At 60.6% G+C, this 17339-nt stretch carries 14 protein-coding genes; 4 read left to right on the top strand and 10 right to left on the bottom strand.

The annotated features are described in order from the left end of the window. Positions 1-265 precede the first annotated feature (265 nt). From ihfB to mtnA, 10 genes are all read right to left on the bottom strand, one after another. Positions 266-562 carry an integration host factor subunit beta gene (ihfB, locus tag J1N02_RS22305; protein ID WP_003218804.1) on the bottom strand — a complete coding sequence of 99 codons (297 nt, stop codon included), beginning with the start codon at positions 560-562 and terminating at the stop codon, positions 266-268. 131 nt (positions 563-693) lie between these two features. Continuing rightward, positions 694-978: a hypothetical protein gene (locus tag J1N02_RS22300; RefSeq protein ID WP_421147754.1), complete on the bottom strand. Its 285-nt coding sequence runs from the start codon at positions 976-978 to the stop codon at positions 694-696. Positions 979-1129: 151 nt separating this feature from the next. Continuing rightward, the gene (gene rpsA / locus J1N02_RS22295; RefSeq protein ID WP_027604177.1) at positions 1130-2815 is read right to left on the bottom strand and encodes a 30S ribosomal protein S1; all 1686 of its coding nucleotides are present in this window, start codon (positions 2813-2815) and stop codon (positions 1130-1132) included. A gap of 120 nt (positions 2816-2935) precedes the next feature. Then, positions 2936-3625: a (d)CMP kinase gene (gene cmk, locus J1N02_RS22290; protein ID WP_003172653.1), complete on the bottom strand. Its 690-nt coding sequence runs from the start codon at positions 3623-3625 to the stop codon at positions 2936-2938. Next, positions 3622-5832, bottom strand: a complete 2211-nt coding sequence (locus J1N02_RS22285; RefSeq protein WP_421147770.1) for a bifunctional prephenate dehydrogenase/3-phosphoshikimate 1-carboxyvinyltransferase — start codon at positions 5830-5832, stop codon at positions 3622-3624. Before J1N02_RS22285 ends, cmk begins: the two co-directional genes overlap by 4 nt. A 28-nt stretch (positions 5833-5860) precedes the next feature. After that, a complete protein-coding gene (gene hisC, locus J1N02_RS22280) occupies positions 5861-6973 on the bottom strand; it encodes a histidinol-phosphate transaminase (RefSeq protein ID WP_421147753.1) in 1113 nt (370 codons plus the stop codon). A 9-nt stretch (positions 6974-6982) separates the two neighbouring features. Next, complete coding sequence (pheA, locus tag J1N02_RS22275; protein WP_421147752.1) at positions 6983-8077, bottom strand: prephenate dehydratase; 1095 nt, start codon at positions 8075-8077, stop codon at positions 6983-6985. Further along, on the bottom strand, positions 8077-9162 hold the full coding sequence (serC, locus tag J1N02_RS22270; RefSeq protein WP_146475757.1) for a 3-phosphoserine/phosphohydroxythreonine transaminase: 1086 nt from the start codon (positions 9160-9162) through the stop codon (positions 8077-8079). The genes pheA and serC overlap by 1 nt, the downstream gene beginning before the upstream one ends. Positions 9163-9272: 110 nt before the next feature. Continuing rightward, a complete protein-coding gene (gene gyrA / locus J1N02_RS22265; protein WP_092359021.1) occupies positions 9273-11927 on the bottom strand; it encodes a DNA gyrase subunit A in 2655 nt (884 codons plus the stop codon). A 421-nt stretch (positions 11928-12348) separates the two neighbouring features. After that, positions 12349-13419, bottom strand: coding sequence for an S-methyl-5-thioribose-1-phosphate isomerase (mtnA, locus tag J1N02_RS22260; protein WP_421147751.1), 1071 nt, complete (start codon positions 13417-13419; stop codon positions 12349-12351). 109 nt (positions 13420-13528) lie between these two features. Here mtnA and J1N02_RS22255 point away from each other — a divergent pair, with 109 nt between their 5' ends. From J1N02_RS22255 to J1N02_RS22240, 4 genes are all read left to right on the top strand, one after another. Then, positions 13529-14860 (top strand): TRZ/ATZ family hydrolase, encoded by a 1332-nt coding sequence (locus J1N02_RS22255; protein ID WP_074844549.1) that lies wholly within the window; start codon positions 13529-13531, stop codon positions 14858-14860. Between the two features lie 64 nt (positions 14861-14924). Further along, the gene (gene ubiG, locus J1N02_RS22250; RefSeq protein ID WP_003172645.1) at positions 14925-15623 is read left to right on the top strand and encodes a bifunctional 2-polyprenyl-6-hydroxyphenol methylase/3-demethylubiquinol 3-O-methyltransferase UbiG; all 699 of its coding nucleotides are present in this window, start codon (positions 14925-14927) and stop codon (positions 15621-15623) included. A gap of 4 nt (positions 15624-15627) precedes the next feature. Beyond that, the gene (gene mupP / locus J1N02_RS22245; protein ID WP_027604184.1) at positions 15628-16299 is read left to right on the top strand and encodes an N-acetylmuramic acid 6-phosphate phosphatase MupP; all 672 of its coding nucleotides are present in this window, start codon (positions 15628-15630) and stop codon (positions 16297-16299) included. A gap of 188 nt (positions 16300-16487) precedes the next feature. After that, the gene (locus J1N02_RS22240; RefSeq protein ID WP_027604185.1) at positions 16488-17228 is read left to right on the top strand and encodes a YciK family oxidoreductase; all 741 of its coding nucleotides are present in this window, start codon (positions 16488-16490) and stop codon (positions 17226-17228) included. Positions 17229-17339: the final 111 nt, after the last annotated feature.

Below are 17339 nucleotides of genomic sequence, written 5' to 3'. Positions count from 1 at the left end.
ACGAAAATGACTAGTTTTTTCGATCAGATCTCTTGATACGCGCAATTAAACAGAGCACCGGCCCAACGATCAAACCGAGCATTAATGACAGCGCCATGAACACTGACACTGGAAGCTCAGCCGTAGACCAGCCAAAAAACGACAATGACGTACTTCGCTGGTTCTCCAAGACAAATGCAATTATGAGAAATGTTAAAACCAGCACAACGAACGCTATCAAAACGTGCTTAAACCTACGCATAAGCCCCTCCCAACCCAAAACGTCTCAGACCCCCTCCTCCTCATCCTCATTCACCCGATCCCGCAATTCCTTCCCCGGCTTGAAATGAGGCACAAATTTCCCATCCAGGCTCACCGACTGCCCAGTCTTAGGATTCCGCCCTACCCTTGGCGCGCGGTAGTGCAGCGAAAAACTGCCAAACCCACGGATCTCAATTCGATCCCCGGTCGCGAGGCACTGGGACATTTGCTCAAGCATGGTCTTGATAGCCAGCTCCACATCCTTGGATGAAAGCAGCCCTTGATGGGTGACAATTCGTTCGATCAACTCCGACTTCGTCATATTTTTCCCTTCTTTTTCAAGCAGCTAGGAAAAGCGCTTCGAAGGTTTTAGCATGACTTGATGAATTTGAACAGCCCATCTACCAACTTATCTGCCGTTTGAATAACGCCCGCCATGAGCGACCCACACTCTCAATTGCAGATCACGAGCATGGTACGAGTGACCGCTCCTGCAGGGTTCCAACCGAACAAGTAATCACCCTCTTCGTCCTTGGCGTCGCTGGACCTGGTGATGACCTTATAGCCCTGCATCCTGCATTCGCGGGCGGCGCGTTTCTCGCACTTATCCCAGTTGTTGCCCAACCCCGAGCAATCGACCTCAATGCCGCTGACACCGCGCCTCGCGTGAGTTTTGGCGCTGGTAATGGAACAGCCTGCAAGCATTACCACTGCGAACACCACGATAAGCCTGTTCATCGAAATCCTTAAAAACACGGGAGCGCCTTTATCAATACTCTATTCAGCTCTGACACCAAGGCGTCTGCCTTGGTTCTTGCGTGTTGATTCAACGAATTTCAGGCACAAAAAAGGGCGACCGAAGTCGCCCTTTTTAACAGCCTTACAGAACTTAGTTCTGTTTAGCCATTGCTTCGCGCAGCAGGGAGGCCATGGTGGTCTCGCCTGTTGCAGCTTCCGGAGCCGATTTCAGGCTCTGGATGGCTTCTTTCTCTTCCACTTCGTCTTTCGACTTGATGGACAGCTGGATCACGCGGCTCTTGCGATCGACGCTGATGATCTTGGCTTCTACTTCCTGGCCTTCTTTCAGAACGTTGCGCGCGTCTTCAACGCGGTCACGGCTGATTTCGGAGGCTTTCAGAGTCGCTTCGATATCGTCGGCCAGAACGATGATGGCGCCTTTGGCGTCAACTTCTTTCACAGTGCCTTTAACGATTGCGCCTTTGTCGTTCTCTTGAACGTACTCGGAGAACGGATCGCTTTCCAGTTGCTTGATACCCAGGGAGATGCGCTCGCGCTCTGGGTCAACCGACAGGATAACGGTGTCCAGCTCGTCGCCCTTCTTGAAACGACGAACAGCTTCTTCGCCAACTTCGTTCCAGGAGATGTCGGACAAGTGAACCAGGCCGTCGATGCCGCCGTCCAGACCAATGAAGATACCGAAATCGGTGATCGACTTGATGGTGCCGGAGATTTTATCGCCCTTGTTGAACTGGCCAGAGAAATCTTCCCATGGGTTAGATTTGCACTGCTTGATGCCCAGGGAGATACGACGACGCTCTTCGTCGATATCCAGAACCATGACTTCCACTTCGTCGCCGACTTGTACGACTTTCGAAGGGTGGATGTTCTTGTTGGTCCAGTCCATTTCGGAAACGTGTACCAGGCCTTCAACGCCTTCTTCCAGCTCAGCGAAGCAGCCGTAGTCGGTCAGGTTGGTAACACGCGCGGTGACGCGAGTGCTTTCTGGGTAACGGGCTTTGATAGCGACCCATGGATCTTCACCCAGTTGCTTCAGGCCCAGGGAAACACGGTTGCGCTCGCGATCGTATTTCAGAACCTTGACATCGATCTCGTCGCCAACATTGACGATTTCGGAAGGATGCTTGATACGCTTCCAAGCCATGTCGGTAATGTGCAGCAGGCCATCGACGCCACCCAGATCGACGAATGCGCCGTAATCGGTGAGGTTCTTGACGATACCTTTGACTTGTTGGCCTTCCTGCAGGGATTCCAGCAGAGCTTCACGCTCGGCGGAGTTCTCTGCTTCCAGGACGCTGCGACGGGAAACGACAACGTTGTTGCGCTTCTGGTCGAGTTTGATGACCTTGAATTCGAGTTCTTTGCCTTCCAGGTGCGTGGTGTCGCGCACAGGACGAACGTCGACCAAAGAACCTGGCAGGAACGCACGGATGCCGTTAACGTCGACAGTGAAGCCGCCTTTAACCTTACCGTTGATAACGCCCTTGACCACTTCTTCAGCTGCGAAGGCTGCTTCGAGAACAATCCAGCATTCAGCGCGCTTGGCTTTTTCACGGGACAGCTTGGTTTCACCGAAACCGTCTTCAACCGAGTCCAGAGCAACGTGAACTTCGTCACCGACATTGATTGTCAGATCACCAGCATCGTTGTAGAACTGTTCCAGCGGGATCAGAGCTTCAGACTTCAGACCAGCGTGAACGGTTACCCAGCGAGCTTGGTAATCGATATCAACGATAACACCGGTGATGATGGAGCCTGCCTGAAGGTTCAGGGTTTTTAGGCTTTCTTCAAAGAGTTCCGCAAAGCTTTCGCTCATTTTAATTCCTGTTGATAAGGGCGAAGAATACGCCCATCTCCACACCCCAGACGGTGTGGGTCAGTTTCAGTTAAAAGAAGCCACCGCAGGACTATGACTGGTCCCCTGCGGCCTTCTTGATCACCCGGCGATATCGCGAATGGCGATTTCACTCAAGATGCGTTCCAGCACCTGCTCGATGGACAACTCCGTGGAATCCAGCTGTATGGCATCAGCCGCCGGCTTGAGCGGGGCTACTGCGCGCTGGGTATCACGCTCATCGCGTGCACGGATCTCATCTAGCAGACTCGACAGACTAACACCATCGACTTTGCCCTTCAACTGCAAGTAGCGGCGGCGAGCCCGCTCCTCGGCGCTGGCGGTCAGGAAAATCTTCAGCGGCGCCTCGGGAAACACCACCGTGCCCATGTCGCGGCCATCGGCCACCAGCCCCGGCGGCTCCTGGAAAGCCCGCTGACGCTGCAACAGCGCATCACGCACCGCCGGCAGCGCAGCAACCTGGGAGGCCCAGGAGCCGACCTGCTCGTTACGCAGGTCATCGGTCACATCGTCCCCTTCCAGGATGATGCGCTGGGGATGACCTTCCGTCGCGCCGACGAATTGCACATCGAGATGCGCGGCCAGCAGCTTCAGGGATTCTTCGTTGGTCAGGTCGACGCCATGGTTGCGTGCGGCAAACGCCAGCAGGCGGTACAACGCGCCGGAATCCAGCAGGCACCAGCCCAGGCGCTTGGCCAGGATGCCGGCGATCGTGCCTTTGCCCGAGCCGCTTGGCCCGTCGATGGTAATCACCGGTGCTTTGATATTCACAATTGAGCCTCTTGGGCAACACGGATGCCGACTTGGGCACACAGTGTAAGAAAGTTCGGAAAAGACGTAGCAACATTGGCGCAGTCATGGATACGAATCGGCGCAGCCGCCCGCAGGGAAGCCACGCTGAAGGCCATGGCAATCCGGTGATCGCCATGGGCATGGACTTCACCACCGCCCATCAGGCCACCGTCAATGATAATCCCATCGGCGGTCGGTTCACACTTCACCCCCAACACCTGCAGACCGTCGGCCATGACCTGGATACGGTCGGACTCCTTCACGCGCAACTCTTCGGCGCCCCGCAAAATGGTCCGGCCTTCAGCGCAGGCGGCCGCGACGAACAACACCGGGAATTCATCAATAGCCAGGGGCACCAGCGCTTCCGGAATCTCGACACCCTTCAATACAGCTGCCCGCACCCGCAGGTCAGCGACAGGCTCGCCACCCACTTCGCGCGGGTTTTCCAAGGTGATATCGGCCCCCATCAACCGCAGGATATCGATCACCCCGGTGCGGGTCGGGTTGATGCCGACATGCTCCAGCAACAACTCGGAGCCTTCGGCAATCGAAGCCGCCACCAGGAAGAATGCCGAAGAGGAGATATCCCCCGGCACTTCAATATGGGCAGCCGTCAGTACATGACCCGATTCCACCGATGCGGTAGCGCCTTCCACCGCAACCGGGTAACCAAAACCGCGCAACATACGCTCGGTATGGTCACGGGTCGGCGCAGGCTCGGTCACCGCAGTTTGACCTTCGGCATACAGCCCCGCCAGCAACAGACAGGATTTGACCTGGGCACTGGCCATCGGCATTGCATAGCTCATGCCTTTGAGCGCCTGGCCGCCACGAATGGTCAGCGGCGGACGCCCTTCCGGCCCGGTCTCGATCACCGCCCCCATGTCCCGCAATGGCTTGGCCACGCGGTTCATCGGGCGCCTGGACAGGGAAGCATCGCCGGTCAACACACTGTCAAAGCGTTGGGCCGCCAACAAACCGGACAGCAGTCGCATGGACGTACCGGAATTGCCCAGGTAGATCGGCCCCGGCGCCGGCTTCAAGCCGTGCAAGCCCACACCATGAATGGTCACGCGCCCATGGTGCGGCCCTTCAATCACCACGCCCATGTCGCGAAACGCCTGCAGGGTCGCAAGGGCATCTTCACCCTCAAGGAACCCTTCCACCTCCGTCACGCCCTCGGCCAACGAGCCGAGCATGATCGAGCGATGGGAGATCGACTTGTCACCCGGCACCCGGATACGCCCGCTCAGGCGGCCGCCCGGGTTGGCAAGGAAAGTCAGGTCATCGGCGTTCACAGCGGTTTCCATATAGGCCCGGCGAGCCAGGATCTTGCTGAAATGCTCACGCGCCACCCGCGCACGGGTGAACACGCCCAATAATTGATGGCCATCCCCGGCATCGACCGCGTCGCGCAAGGCGTCGAGGTCACTGCGGAAGGTGTCCAGGGTGCGCAACACCGCTTCGCGATTGGCGAGAAAGATGTCGTGCCACATCACCGGATCGCTGCCGGCAATCCGTGTGAAGTCGCGAAAGCCGCCGGCGGCATAACGGAAAATCTCGAGGTTTTCGTTGCGCTTGGCCAGGGAGTCCACCAGGCCGAATGCCAACAGATGGGGCAAATGGCTGGTCGCCGCCAGCACTTCGTCGTGGCGCTCGACCTGCATATGTTCCACATCCGCCCCCAGCTCACGCCAGAGACGATCCACCACCGCCAGCGCGGCCGGATCGGTTTGCTCCAGCGGCGTCAGGATCACTTTATGGCGGCGGAACAGCTGCGCATTGGACGCTTCCACCCCGCTCTGCTCGGAACCGGCAATCGGATGGCCCGGCACAAAGCGCGACGGCATGCCACCAAAGGCCTGCTGCGCCGCCCGCACCACATTGCCCTTGGCACTGCCGACGTCGGTCAGGATCGCCTGGCCCAGGTCCATGCCGGCCAATACCGCCAGCAGTTTCTCCATCGCCAGGATCGGCACCGCAAGCTGGATGACGTCAGCTCCCTGACACGCCAGCGCCAGGTCCGCCTCGCAGCGATCCACCACACCCAACTCCACCGCCAGCTTGCGCGATTGCGGGTCCAGGTCCACACCGACCACTTCGCCGCACAGCCCGCTTTCGCGCAGGCCTTTGGCGAAGGAGCCACCGATCAAGCCCAGGCCGACCACCACCAGGCGACCGATCATAGGCACGGCAGGTTGCAATGCAGTGACATCAACCACGAGCCAGGACCTTGGCCAGCGCCTCCAGGAAGCGACTGTTTTCAGCCGGCAAGCCGATGGTGATCCGCAGGTGGTTCGGCATGCCGTAGTTGGCCACCGGCCGCACGATCACACCTTCGCGCAGCAGCCCCTGGAATACCGGGGCGGCCACTTGACCAAGGTCGACACAGATGAAGTTGCCCTTGGAGGGAATCCAGCCCAGGCCCAACGCACGGAAGCCATCCTGCAACTGCAGCATGCCGCTTGCGTTGATGCGGCGACCTTCTTCCAGGTACTCGGCATCCTTCACCGCCGCACAGGCTGCCGCCAGGGCGAGGCTGTTGACGTTGAACGGTTGGCGCACGCGGTTCAGCACATCGGCCACCACCGCTGTCGACAAGCCATAGCCGACCCGCAGCGACGCCAGGCCATAGGCCTTGGAGAAGGTGCGCGACACCAGCAGGCTCGGGTAGGCCGCCAGGAAATCCAGGCCGTTCGGCAGGTCGCTGCCTTCGGCGTACTCGATGTAGGCCTCGTCCAACACCACCAGCACATGCTCAGGCACGTCCTGCAGGAAGTCGTTGAGCGCCTGCGCATCGAACCAGGTGCCGGTCGGGTTGTTCGGGTTGGCGATAAACACGACGCGGGTCTGGGCGTCGATGGCGGCCAGCATGGCCGGCAGGTCGTGGCCCCAGTCCTTGGCAGGAATCACACGGGCGTCGGCACCGACCGCCTGGGTGACGATCGGGTAGACCGCAAACGCGTGCTCGCTGAACACGGCGTTCAGGCCCGGCGCCAGGTAGGCACGCCCGACCAGCTCGAGGATGTCATTGGAACCGTTGCCCAGGGTGACCTGGTTCAGCTCGACCCGGCATGTTTCTGCCAGCAGGGACTTGAGGGCGAAGCCATTGCCGTCCGGGTAACGGGTCAGCTCGGCCAATTCTTCGCGAATCGCCGCCAATACCTTGGGGCTTGGGCCCAGTGGGTTCTCGTTACTCGCCAGCTTGACGATCTTGGAGGGGTCCAGGTTCAACTCACGCGCCAGCTCGTCCACAGGCTTGCCCGGAACGTAAGGCGACAGTTGTTGCACGCCCGGCTGGGCCAGGGCGAGGAAGTTGCCACTCATGTTAAAGCCTCACAAAACCGCTTTCGGGTAAGAGCCCAGCACCTTGAGTGCCACGGCTTCCTGACTGATCTTCTCCAGCACGCCCTTGACCAGCGGATCGCGGTGGTGGCCGATGAAGTCGATAAAGAACACGTAAGTCCATTTACCGCTGCGCGAAGGACGCGTCTCGATGCGCGTCAGGTCAATCCCGTTGTCGTGGAACGGCACCAGCAGCTCATGCAGCGCGCCGGGCTTGTTGCTCATGGAGACGATGATCGAAGTCTTGTCGTCGCCGGTCGGCGGCACTTCCTGGCTGCCGATCATCAGGAAACGCGTGGAGTTGTCCGGGCGATCCTCGATTTTCTCGGCCAGGCGCGTCAGGCCATACAGACCTGCCGCCATATCACCGGCGATCGCCGCCGAATTCCATTCACCCTTGACCCGCTTGGCCGCTTCGGCGTTGCTGGACACCGCCACGCGCTCCACATTCGGGTAATGCGCATCCAGCCACTTGCGGCACTGGGCCAGGGATTGGGCGTGGGAATAGATGCGGCTGATACTGTCGGTCTTGGTGTTCTCACCCACCAGCAGGTGATGGTGGATGCGCAGCTCGACTTCGCCGCAGATCACCATGTCGTGCTCAAGGAAGCTGTCCAGCGTGTGGTTGACCGCCCCTTCGGTGGAGTTTTCCACCGGCACCACGCCAAAGTTCACCGCGCCGGCCGCCACCTCACGGAACACCTCGTCGATGGCCGCCATGGGCTTGCTGATCACCGCGTGGCCGAAGTGCTTCATGGCCGCCGCCTGGGTGAAGGTGCCTTCCGGGCCGAGGTAGGCCACTTTCAGCGGCTGCTCGAGCGCCAGGCACGACGACATGATTTCACGGAACAACCGCGCCATCTCTTCGTTGCCCAGCGGGCCCTTGTTACGCTCCATGACGCGCTTGAGCACCTGGGCTTCACGCTCCGGCCGGTAGAACACCGGCACTTCGCCCTCCGCCAGGGACTCCATCTTCACCCGTGCCACTTCCTGGGCACAGCGCGCACGCTCACTGATCAGCTCCAGGACTTTCTCGTCCAGGCTGTCAATGCGTACACGCAGGGCCTTGAGTTCTTGTTCAGACATTAGCCGTGTTCCTTTTCAAACTCTGCCATGTAGGCAACCAGCGCGTTGATCGCATGGATGTCGACAGCGTTGTAGATGGAGGCGCGCATGCCACCCACCGAACGGTGGCCCTTGAGGTTCAACAGGCCACGGGCGTCGGCACCGGCCAGGAATGGCTTGTCCAGGCGGTCATCGGCCAGGCGGAACGGCACGTTCATCCACGAGCGATCGGTGAGGTTGATCGGGTTGCTATACAGGCCGCTGGCGTCGATGAAGTCATACAGGGTGCGCTTCTTCTCTTCGTTGAGCTTGCCCATGGCCGCCACGCCGCCCTGCTCTTTCAGCCACTCGAACACCAGGCCCGACAGGTACCAGGCGAAGGCCGGCGGGGTGTTGTACATCGAGCCGTTGTCGGCCGCGACCTTGTAGTTGAGCATGGTCGGGCACAGTGAACGGGCGCGACCCAGCAGGTCCTCACGGACGATATTGACCAGGATGCCGCTCGGACCGATGTTCTTCTGCGCACCGGCGTAGATCATGCCGTAGCGCGACACATCGATAGGCCGCGAGAGGATGTCCGAGGACATGTCGCACACCAGCGGAACGTCGCCGACGTCCGGCACCCAGTCGAACTCCAGGCCGCCAATGGTTTCGTTCGCGACGTAGTGCACGTAGGCCGCGTCCTTGGACAGCTTCCATTCGTTCTGACCGGGAATGGCGAAGTAGTCGTAGGGCTTGGCGGTGCCGGCCACATTGACATGACCGTAGCGCGAAGCCTCTTCAATGGCCTTCTGCCCCCAGATGCCGGTGTCGATGTAGTCGGCCGTGCCGTCTTCCGGCAGCAGGTTCAGCGGGATCTGGGCGAACTGCTGGCTCGCGCCGCCTTGCAGGAACAGCACTTTGTAGTGGGATGGAATGTCGAGCAAGTCGCGCAGATCCTGCTCGGCCTTGGTGGCAATGGACACGAACTCATCACTGCGATGGCTCATTTCCATCACGGAGAGGCCTTTTCCATGCCAGTCGAGGAGTTCACCCTGCGCGCGCTGCAGGACTGCTTCAGGAAGCGCCGCGGGACCGGCACAGAAGTTATAGGCTCTCTTGCTCACATCCAATCTCACTCTGATCTGGTGGGGTGGTGCAATAAATCGGGTTTCAATACTTTCATAAGGGACAAACAACAAGGGGGCGAATCTTCATCCGCCCCCTGTGTGTCCGCTTATTCCTGCGGTTCTTCTTCGTCTGCGGCAGCATCGAGGGTTGGCTCGTCGACGCTGTCATCGCCGGCTGCGATCACCTCGCCTTCGAACTCCTCACCTTCCAGCTCTTCGCCTTCGACTTCCGATGGTTCCTGGACACGCTCCAGGCCGACCAGTTTTTCGTCCTTGGCCAGCTTGATCAAGGTCACACCCTGGGTGTTACGGCCCAGGCTCGACACTTCGGCCACACGGGTACGCACCAGGGTGCCCTGGTCGGAAATCAGCATGATTTCCTCGCCATCGAGCACCTGGACCGCGCCGACCAGACGGCCGTTGCGGTCGTTGCTGACCATGGCGATAACGCCCTGGCCGCCACGCTTGTACTCCGGGAACTCGCTGATGGCGGTGCGCTTGCCATAGCCACGCTCGGAAGCGGTGAGGATCTGGCTGCCTTCTTCCGGGATCAGCATCGAAATCAGCTTCTGCCCTTCCGGCAGGCGCATGCCGCGTACACCGCGGGCGGTACGGCCCATGGCGCGAACGTCGGATTCCTTGAAGCGGGTGACCTTGCCGCCGTCGGAGAACAGCATGACTTCACGCTCGCCATCGGTGATGGCCGCGCTGATCAGCACGTCGCCTTCGTCCAGCTCCAGGGCGATCAGGCCCACGCTGCGCTGACGGCTGAAGGATTCCAGCGGGGTCTTCTTCACGGTGCCTTTGGCGGTGGCCATGAAGATGAAGTGACCTTCGGTGTATTCCTCGACCGGCAGCATGGTGGTGATGTATTCATCACTGTCCAGCGGCAGCAGGTTGACCAACGGACGACCACGGGCAGCACGGGAAGCTTCCGGGATTTCATAGGTCTTGAGCCAGTACACCTTGCCCTTGCTGGAGAACAGCAGCAGCGTGGTGTGGCTGTTGGCGACCAGCAGGTGGGCGATGTAGTCCTCATCCTTCACGCCAGTAGCCGATTTACCTTTACCGCCACGACGCTGGGCCTGGTACGCAGCCAATGGCTGGGTCTTGGCATAGCCACCGTGGGAGATGGTCACCACGCGCTCTTCTTCCGGGATCATGTCACCCAGGGTCAGGTCGAGGCGGGCATCGAGGATTTCGGTGCGGCGCACGTCGCCGTATTCGGCGCGGATCACTTCCAGCTCTTCGCGGATCACTTCCATCAGGCGCACGGCGCTGTTGAGGATGCGGATCAGCTCGCCGATCTGGTTGAGAATCTCCTGGTACTCGGCCAGCAGCTTCTCGTGTTCCAGGCCGGTCAGGCGGTGCAGGCGCAGTTCCAGGATGGCCTGGGCCTGTTCCGGCGACAGGAAGTACTTGCCGTCACGCAGGCCGTATTGCGGGTCCAGTGTCTCCGGGCGGCACGAGTCGGCGCCGGCACGTTCAACCATCGCCACCACGGCGCTGGATTCCCATGGCATCTTGATCAGCGCTTCCTTGGCTTCCGACGGCGTCGGCGAAGCCTTGATCAGGGCGATGACCGGGTCGATGTTCGACAGCGCTACAGCCTGGCCTTCCAGGATGTGGCCGCGCTCGCGGGCCTTACGCAGCTCGAACACGGTACGGCGGGTAACCACTTCGCGACGGTGACGTACGAAGGCTTCCAGCAGGTCCTTGAGGTTCAGGATGCGTGGGCGGCCGTCGATCAGTGCAACCACGTTGATACCAAACACGCTTTGCAGCTGGGTCTGGGCGTAGAGGTTGTTGAGGATCACCTCAGGCACTTCGCCACGACGCAGCTCGATCACCACGCGCATACCGTCTTTGTCGGATTCGTCGCGCAGCTCGGTGATGCCTTCGAGTTTCTTCTCTTTAACCAGCTCGGCGATCTTCTCGATCAGACGCGCCTTGTTCAACTGGTACGGGAGTTCGGTGATGACGATCTGCTGGCGGCCACCGACCTTGTCGATGTCCTCGATGATCGAGCGGGCGCGCATGTAAATACGGCCGCGACCGGTGCGGTAGGCTTCGATGATGCCGGCGCGACCGTTGATGATCGCGGCGGTCGGGAAGTCCGGGCCCGGGATGTATTGCATCAGCTCATCGACGGTCAGCTCAGGGTTGTCGATGAGGGCCAGGCAACCGTCGATGACTTCACCGAGGTTGTGCGGCGGGATGTTGGTGGCCATGCCCACGGCGATACCGCTGGAACCGTTGACCAGCAGGTTGGGAATCTTGGTCGGCATGACCGCCGGGATCATTTCGGTGCCGTCGTAGTTCGGCACCCAGTCCACGGTTTCTTTATGCAGGTCGGCCAGCAGCTCGTGCGCCAGCTTGGTCATGCGCACTTCGGTGTATCGCATGGCCGCGGCGTTGTCGCCGTCGACCGAACCGAAGTTGCCCTGGCCGTCTACCAGCAGGTAGCGCAGGGAAAACGGCTGGGCCATCCGAACGATGGTGTCGTACACCGCAGTGTCGCCGTGAGGGTGATACTTACCGATCACGTCACCGACAACACGGGCAGATTTCTTGTACGGCTTGTTCCAGTCGTTACCCAGCTCGCTCATTGCGAACAGCACGCGCCGGTGCACGGGCTTCAAGCCATCGCGCGCATCAGGCAGTGCCCGACCGACAATTACGCTCATCGCGTAGTCGAGGTAGGACTGTTTCAGCTCGTCTTCGATATTGACCGGGAGGATTTCTTTGGCCAGTTCGCCCATGAGAAGCCTGATTCCTTTTTCGGGTGAAACCTCGTCGCATCCATATGGGACGAACGAAGCTCGCCGTCGCCGGCACACTGCCTGACAACGACTTACGACAAATCAACGAGTTATGACACGGATCTGCACGTTATGGGCAACCCCTGGGGGCGGCCCTGGAAACCGCCGGATGTTATCACAATCGCCGCCACGCACCTATCCCCCTGATGCGCATGGATACTAGTAATTTGACGGATGACAGGCTTGAGGAGGCCGAGAGGGGCTCAGAGATGGGGTGGTGCTTTTTTTTGAGGGTGGATCCGAGGGTTTTATTGACTTTCAGGGCCAATCGGGGGCAAGCCCATTCCACACGTTAATTGTGAACAGTCAAAATGTGGCAGGGGGCTTGCCCCCGATAGCCACTTCACAGACACCAAAGCCTTCAATGCAGCCGCTTACGGCACATCAGCTTGGCCAATTTCGCCGTATCCGGCCGCTCAACCACGCCCTTCTCAGTCACGATCACATCGATCAGGTCGGCCGGGGTCACATCAAATACCGGATTAAACGCATTGACCTCCAAGCGCTGCCCCATGACCTCCAGCAGTTCACCGGGATCGCGCTCCTCCAGGGCCACATCGTCACCAGTGGCCATCATCAAGTCCAGGCTCGAACTCGGCGCCACCACCATGAAACGCACGCCGTGGTGCATGGCGCACACTGCCAATTGATAAGTGCCGATCTTGCTGATCACATCGCCATTGGCGGCAATGCAATCGGCGCCGACGATCACCCAGGTGATGCCCTTGGTCTTGAGGAGATGCGCACCGGCCGAGTCGGCATTCACGGTGACCGGGATCCCCTCGCCCGCCAGCTCCCAGGCGGTCAGCCGCGAGCCTTGCAGCCATGGGCGGGTTTCATTGGCGTAGACGTGCTCGACCAAGCCTTCCAGAAAGGCCGCGCGAATCACCCCGAGGGCCGTTCCGACACCGCCGGTGGCCAAGGCGCCGGCGTTGCCATGGGTCAAGATCGCCTGGGCGTTGCCCTGATGCTTGCGAATCCGCTCAACGCCCAACTGGGCCATGACGAGGTTGGCTTCCCGGTCGCTTTCATGGATAGCGATCGCTTCGGCCTCCAGCACCGCCAGCGGATCGGCGTGCTTCTTGACGCGATCCAGGCGATCGCGCATGCGCTTGAGCGCCCAGAACAGGTTCGAGGCGGTCGGACGGGTATCGGCCAGTAGTGCGTAGTCCTCTTCCCAGGCGGCCTGCCAGTCACCGCCCTCGGCGATGCGCTCGCGAGCGGCGAGCACCAGGCCATAGGCCGCGCTGATGCCGATGGCCGATGCGCCACGCACCACCATGGCACGAATGGCCGCAGCCACTGCATCGACCGTGGAGCAGGCCACCCAGCGTTCCTGGGACGACAGGGCGCGTTGATCGAGCAGGTGCAGCGTGCCATCACGCCAATCGATGGCCTTCACTTTCTCCGCTGCCAACAGTCGATCGCGCATCCATCACCCCATACTCATCAACAAAAGCCGCCGATTATAGCGATCCGCCAGCCAGGACGCTCGGGTATACTTCGCGCTTCTTTTATAGCTGCCCGGGAAGAAGCCTGCGATGACCTCCACTGCCGCCCCGCTCGACTTATTGCTACTGCCAACCTGGCTGGTACCTGTCGAACCCGCCGGCGTGGTGCTCAAGGACCATGGCGTGGGCATCCGCAATGGGCGTATCGCCTTTATCGGTCCACGGGCTGCGGCATTGAAGCTGTCGGCCACTGAAGTGCGCGAACTGCCGGGCATGCTGCTCAGTCCGGGCCTGATCAACGCCCACGGGCATGCGGCGATGAGCCTGTTTCGCGGCCTGGCCGATGACCTGCCCCTGATGACCTGGCTGGAAAAACACATCTGGCCCGCCGAAGCCAAGTGGGTCGACGAGGCCTTCGTGCGTGACGGCACCGACCTGGCCATTGCCGAGCAGCTCAAGGGCGGTATCACCTGCTTCTCGGACATGTACTTCTACCCCAAGGTCGCCAGCGATTGCGTGCACAACAGCGGCATGCGTGCGCAGATCGCGATTCCGATCCTCGACTTCCCGATTCCCGGCGCCGGCACCGCCGATGAGGCGATCCGCCAGGGCATCGAGCTGTTCGGCGACCTCAAGCACCATCCGCGCATCAAGATCACCTTCGGCCCCCACGCGCCCTACACGGTGTGCGATGCCAACCTGGAAAAGATCCGGGTCATCGCCGAAGAGCTGGACGCCGCGATCCATATGCATGTGCATGAAACCGCTTTCGAGGTACAACAGGCCGTCGAACAGACCGGCGAGCGGCCATTGGCGCGCCTGGGACGCCTGGGCTTGCTGGGCCCGCGCTTCCAGGCGGTTCATATGACCCAAATCAGCGAGGACGACCTGGCTTTGCTGGTAGAAAGCAACACCAGCGTGATCCATTGCCCGGAATCTAACCTGAAACTGGCCAGTGGCTTCTGCCCGGTGGAGCGTCTATGGCAGGCGGGCGTCAATGTGGCCATCGGCACCGACGGCGCCGCCAGCAACAACGACCTGGACCTGCTGGGTGAAACCCGTACCGCCGCGATGCTGGCCAAGGCCGTCGCGGGTTCGGCCACCGCCCTGGACGCCCACCGCGCGCTGCGCATGGCTACGCTCAACGGTGCACGTGCCATGGGCCTGGAGAGCGAAATCGGCTCCCTGGAAGTGGGCAAGGCGGCGGATATGGTTGCCTTCGATCTGACCGGGCTGGCGCAACAACCGATCTACGATCCGGTCTCACAGCTTATATATGCCACCGGACGCGATTGCGTGAAACACCTTTGGGTCGCCGGCAAGCAGTTGCTCGACGACCGGCAACTCACCCGCATGGATGAACAACAGTTGACCGCCACGGCGATTGCCTGGGGAAAACGCATCAGCGGGCACACCGAATAACGCTGGCTCTGAACCTGCGTGTTCAGGACCGACAAACCGATTTATCAGATTTAGAGGATTCACCATGAGCAACGTCGACCACGCCGAAATCGCCAAGTTTGAAGCCCTGGCACACCGCTGGTGGGACCGCGAAAGCGAGTTCAAACCCCTGCACGACATCAACCCGTTGCGGGTCAACTGGATTGACGAACGCGTCAACCTGGCCGGCAAGAAGGTGCTGGACGTCGGTTGCGGCGGCGGCATCCTCAGCGAAGCCATGGCCCAGCGCGGCGCCACCGTGATGGGGATCGACATGGGCGAAGCGCCGCTGGCCGTGGCCCAGTTGCACCAGCTGGAATCCGGCGTGAGCGTGGAATATCGCCAGATCACCGCCGAAGCCCTGGCCGAGGAAATGCCCGAGCAGTTCGACGTGGTCACCTGCCTGGAAATGCTGGAGCACGTACCAGACCCATCGTCGGTGATCCGCGCCTGCTTCCGCATGGTCAAGCCGGGCGGCCAGGTGTTCTTCTCCACCATCAACCGCAACCCCAAGGCCTACCTGTTCGCGATCATCGGCGCCGAATACATCATGAAGCTGCTGCCGCGCGGCACCCACGATTTCAAGAAATTCATCCGCCCGTCCGAACTGGGTGCGTGGAGCCGCCAGGCCGGGCTGACCGTCAAGGACATCATCGGCCTGACCTACAACCCGCTGACCAAGCACTACAAACTGGCCAGCGACGTTGACGTCAACTACATGATCCAGACCCTGCGCGAGGAGTAAGCCTGTGAAGTTGCGAGCGGTTCTCTTCGACATGGACGGTACCCTGCTGGACACTGCGCCGGACTTTATCGCCATCTGCCAGGCGATGCGCGCCGATCGCGACCTGCCGCCGATCAACCCACAGCATATCCGCGATGAAATCTCCGGCGGTGCACGGGCGATGGTGGCCGTGACCTTCTCGATGGACCCGGAATCCCCCGGCTTTGAAGAGCTGCGCCTGGAATTCCTCGAGCGTTACCTGAAGGGTTGTGCGGTCCACAGCACATTGTTCGACGGCATGGCCGAGCTTCTGGAAGACATCGAGAAGGCCAAGCTGATCTGGGGCGTGGTCACCAACAAGCCACTGCGCTTTGCCGAGCCGATCATGCAGCAACTGGGCCTGGCCGAGCGCTCGGCGCTGCTGATCTGCCCGGACCATGTGAAAAACAGCAAGCCGGACCCGGAGCCGATGATCCTGGCGTGCAAGATGCTCGGCCTGGACCCGGCCAGCGTGCTGTTCGTGGGGGATGACCTGCGCGACATCGAGTCCGGCCGCGACGCCGGCACCCGCACGGCGGCGGTCACCTATGGCTATATCCACCCGGACGACAACCCGCGCCATTGGGGCGCGGATGTGGTGGTGGACCACCCGCTGGAACTGCGCACGGTGCTGGATAACGCACTGTGCAGTTGCTGATGGCTCACTCACTCTACTGACTAAGGAATATCCAATGTGGGAGGGGGCTTGCCCCCGATTGCAGTGTGTCAGTCACTGCATTTGGTGACTGATATACCACTATCGGGGGCAAGCCCCCTCCCACATTTGGATCTTCACTGCGCTCAAGATGGGTGTTTGTAACCCGCTGAATTCTGTCGAGGCTTTTTATGTTTGATTACTCTGCACGTCCAGAACTGCTCAAAGGCCGGGTGATCCTGGTGACCGGCGCCGGTCGCGGAATTGGTGCGGCGGCGGCGAAAACCTACGCCGCCCATGGCGCGACCGTGCTGTTGCTGGGCAAGACCGAAGCCAACCTGGCCCAGGTGTATGACGAGATCGAAGCGGCCGGCCACCCGCAGCCGGTGGTGATCCCCTTCAACCTGGAGACCGCCCTGCCCCATCAATACGATGAGCTGGCCGCGATGATCGAAAAAGAATTCGGCCACCTCGATGGCCTGCTGCACAACGCCTCGATCATCGGCCCACGTACGCCGATCGAGCAGCTGTCCGGCGAGAACTTCATGCGGGTGATGCACATCAACGTCAATGGGATGTTCATGCTCACCAGCACGTTGTTGCCGCTGCTCAAGCTGTCCCAGGATGCGTCGGTGGTGTTCACCTCCAGCAGCGTCGGGCGCAAGGGCCGGGCGTATTGGGGGGCTTACGGGGTGTCGAAATTCGCCACTGAAGGCTTGATGCAGACCCTGGCGGATGAGCTCGAAGACGTGGCTGCAGTAAGAGCCAACAGCATCAACCCGGGCGGCACGCGCACCAGCATGCGGGCCCAGGCATATCCAGGGGAGAACCCGATGGAAAGGCCGGCACCGGAAGAGATCATGCCGGTGTACCTGTACCTGATGGGGCCGGACAGTACCGGCATCAATGGGCAGGCGTTTGACGCGCAGTGAAACCAAATGTGGGAGGGGGCTTGCCCCCGATTGCAAAGTGTCAGTCACTGTATCTGTGACTGACCCACCGCTATCGGGGGCAAGCCCCCTCCCACATTTGTATTGCGGTGT

Origin of the sequence: Pseudomonas sp. NFX5 (assembly GCF_049132125.1) — a bacterium.
In the GTDB taxonomy this organism is placed as follows: domain Bacteria; phylum Pseudomonadota; class Gammaproteobacteria; order Pseudomonadales; family Pseudomonadaceae; genus Aquipseudomonas; species Aquipseudomonas marginalis.
The sequence above is the reverse complement of the archived record's forward strand: the minus strand, read 5'-3'. Positions and strand labels throughout refer to the sequence as shown.

What these genes read in the sequence shown, in the direction of transcription:
- ihfB (WP_003218804.1), bottom strand. Translation starts at nt 562, where the DNA reads ATGACGAAGTCGGAGTTGATCGAACGAATTGTCACCCATCAAGGGCTG.
- J1N02_RS22300 (WP_421147754.1), bottom strand. Translation starts at nt 978, where the DNA reads ATGAACAGGCTTATCGTGGTGTTCGCAGTGGTAATGCTTGCAGGCTGT.
- rpsA (WP_027604177.1), bottom strand. Translation starts at nt 2,815, where the DNA reads ATGAGCGAAAGCTTTGCGGAACTCTTTGAAGAAAGCCTAAAAACCCTG.
- J1N02_RS22285 (WP_421147770.1), bottom strand. Translation starts at nt 5,832, where the DNA reads ATGATCGGTCGCCTGGTGGTGGTCGGCCTGGGCTTGATCGGTGGCTCC.
- hisC (WP_421147753.1), bottom strand. Translation starts at nt 6,973, where the DNA reads ATGAGTGGCAACTTCCTCGCCCTGGCCCAGCCGGGCGTGCAACAACTG.
- pheA (WP_421147752.1), bottom strand. Translation starts at nt 8,077, where the DNA reads ATGTCTGAACAAGAACTCAAGGCCCTGCGTGTACGCATTGACAGCCTG.
- gyrA (WP_092359021.1), bottom strand. Translation starts at nt 11,927, where the DNA reads ATGGGCGAACTGGCCAAAGAAATCCTCCCGGTCAATATCGAAGACGAG.
- mtnA (WP_421147751.1), bottom strand. Translation starts at nt 13,419, where the DNA reads ATGCGCGATCGACTGTTGGCAGCGGAGAAAGTGAAGGCCATCGATTGG.
- J1N02_RS22255 (WP_074844549.1), top strand. Translation starts at nt 13,529, where the DNA reads ATGACCTCCACTGCCGCCCCGCTCGACTTATTGCTACTGCCAACCTGG.
- ubiG (WP_003172645.1), top strand. Translation starts at nt 14,925, where the DNA reads ATGAGCAACGTCGACCACGCCGAAATCGCCAAGTTTGAAGCCCTGGCA.
- J1N02_RS22240 (WP_027604185.1), top strand. Translation starts at nt 16,488, where the DNA reads ATGTTTGATTACTCTGCACGTCCAGAACTGCTCAAAGGCCGGGTGATC.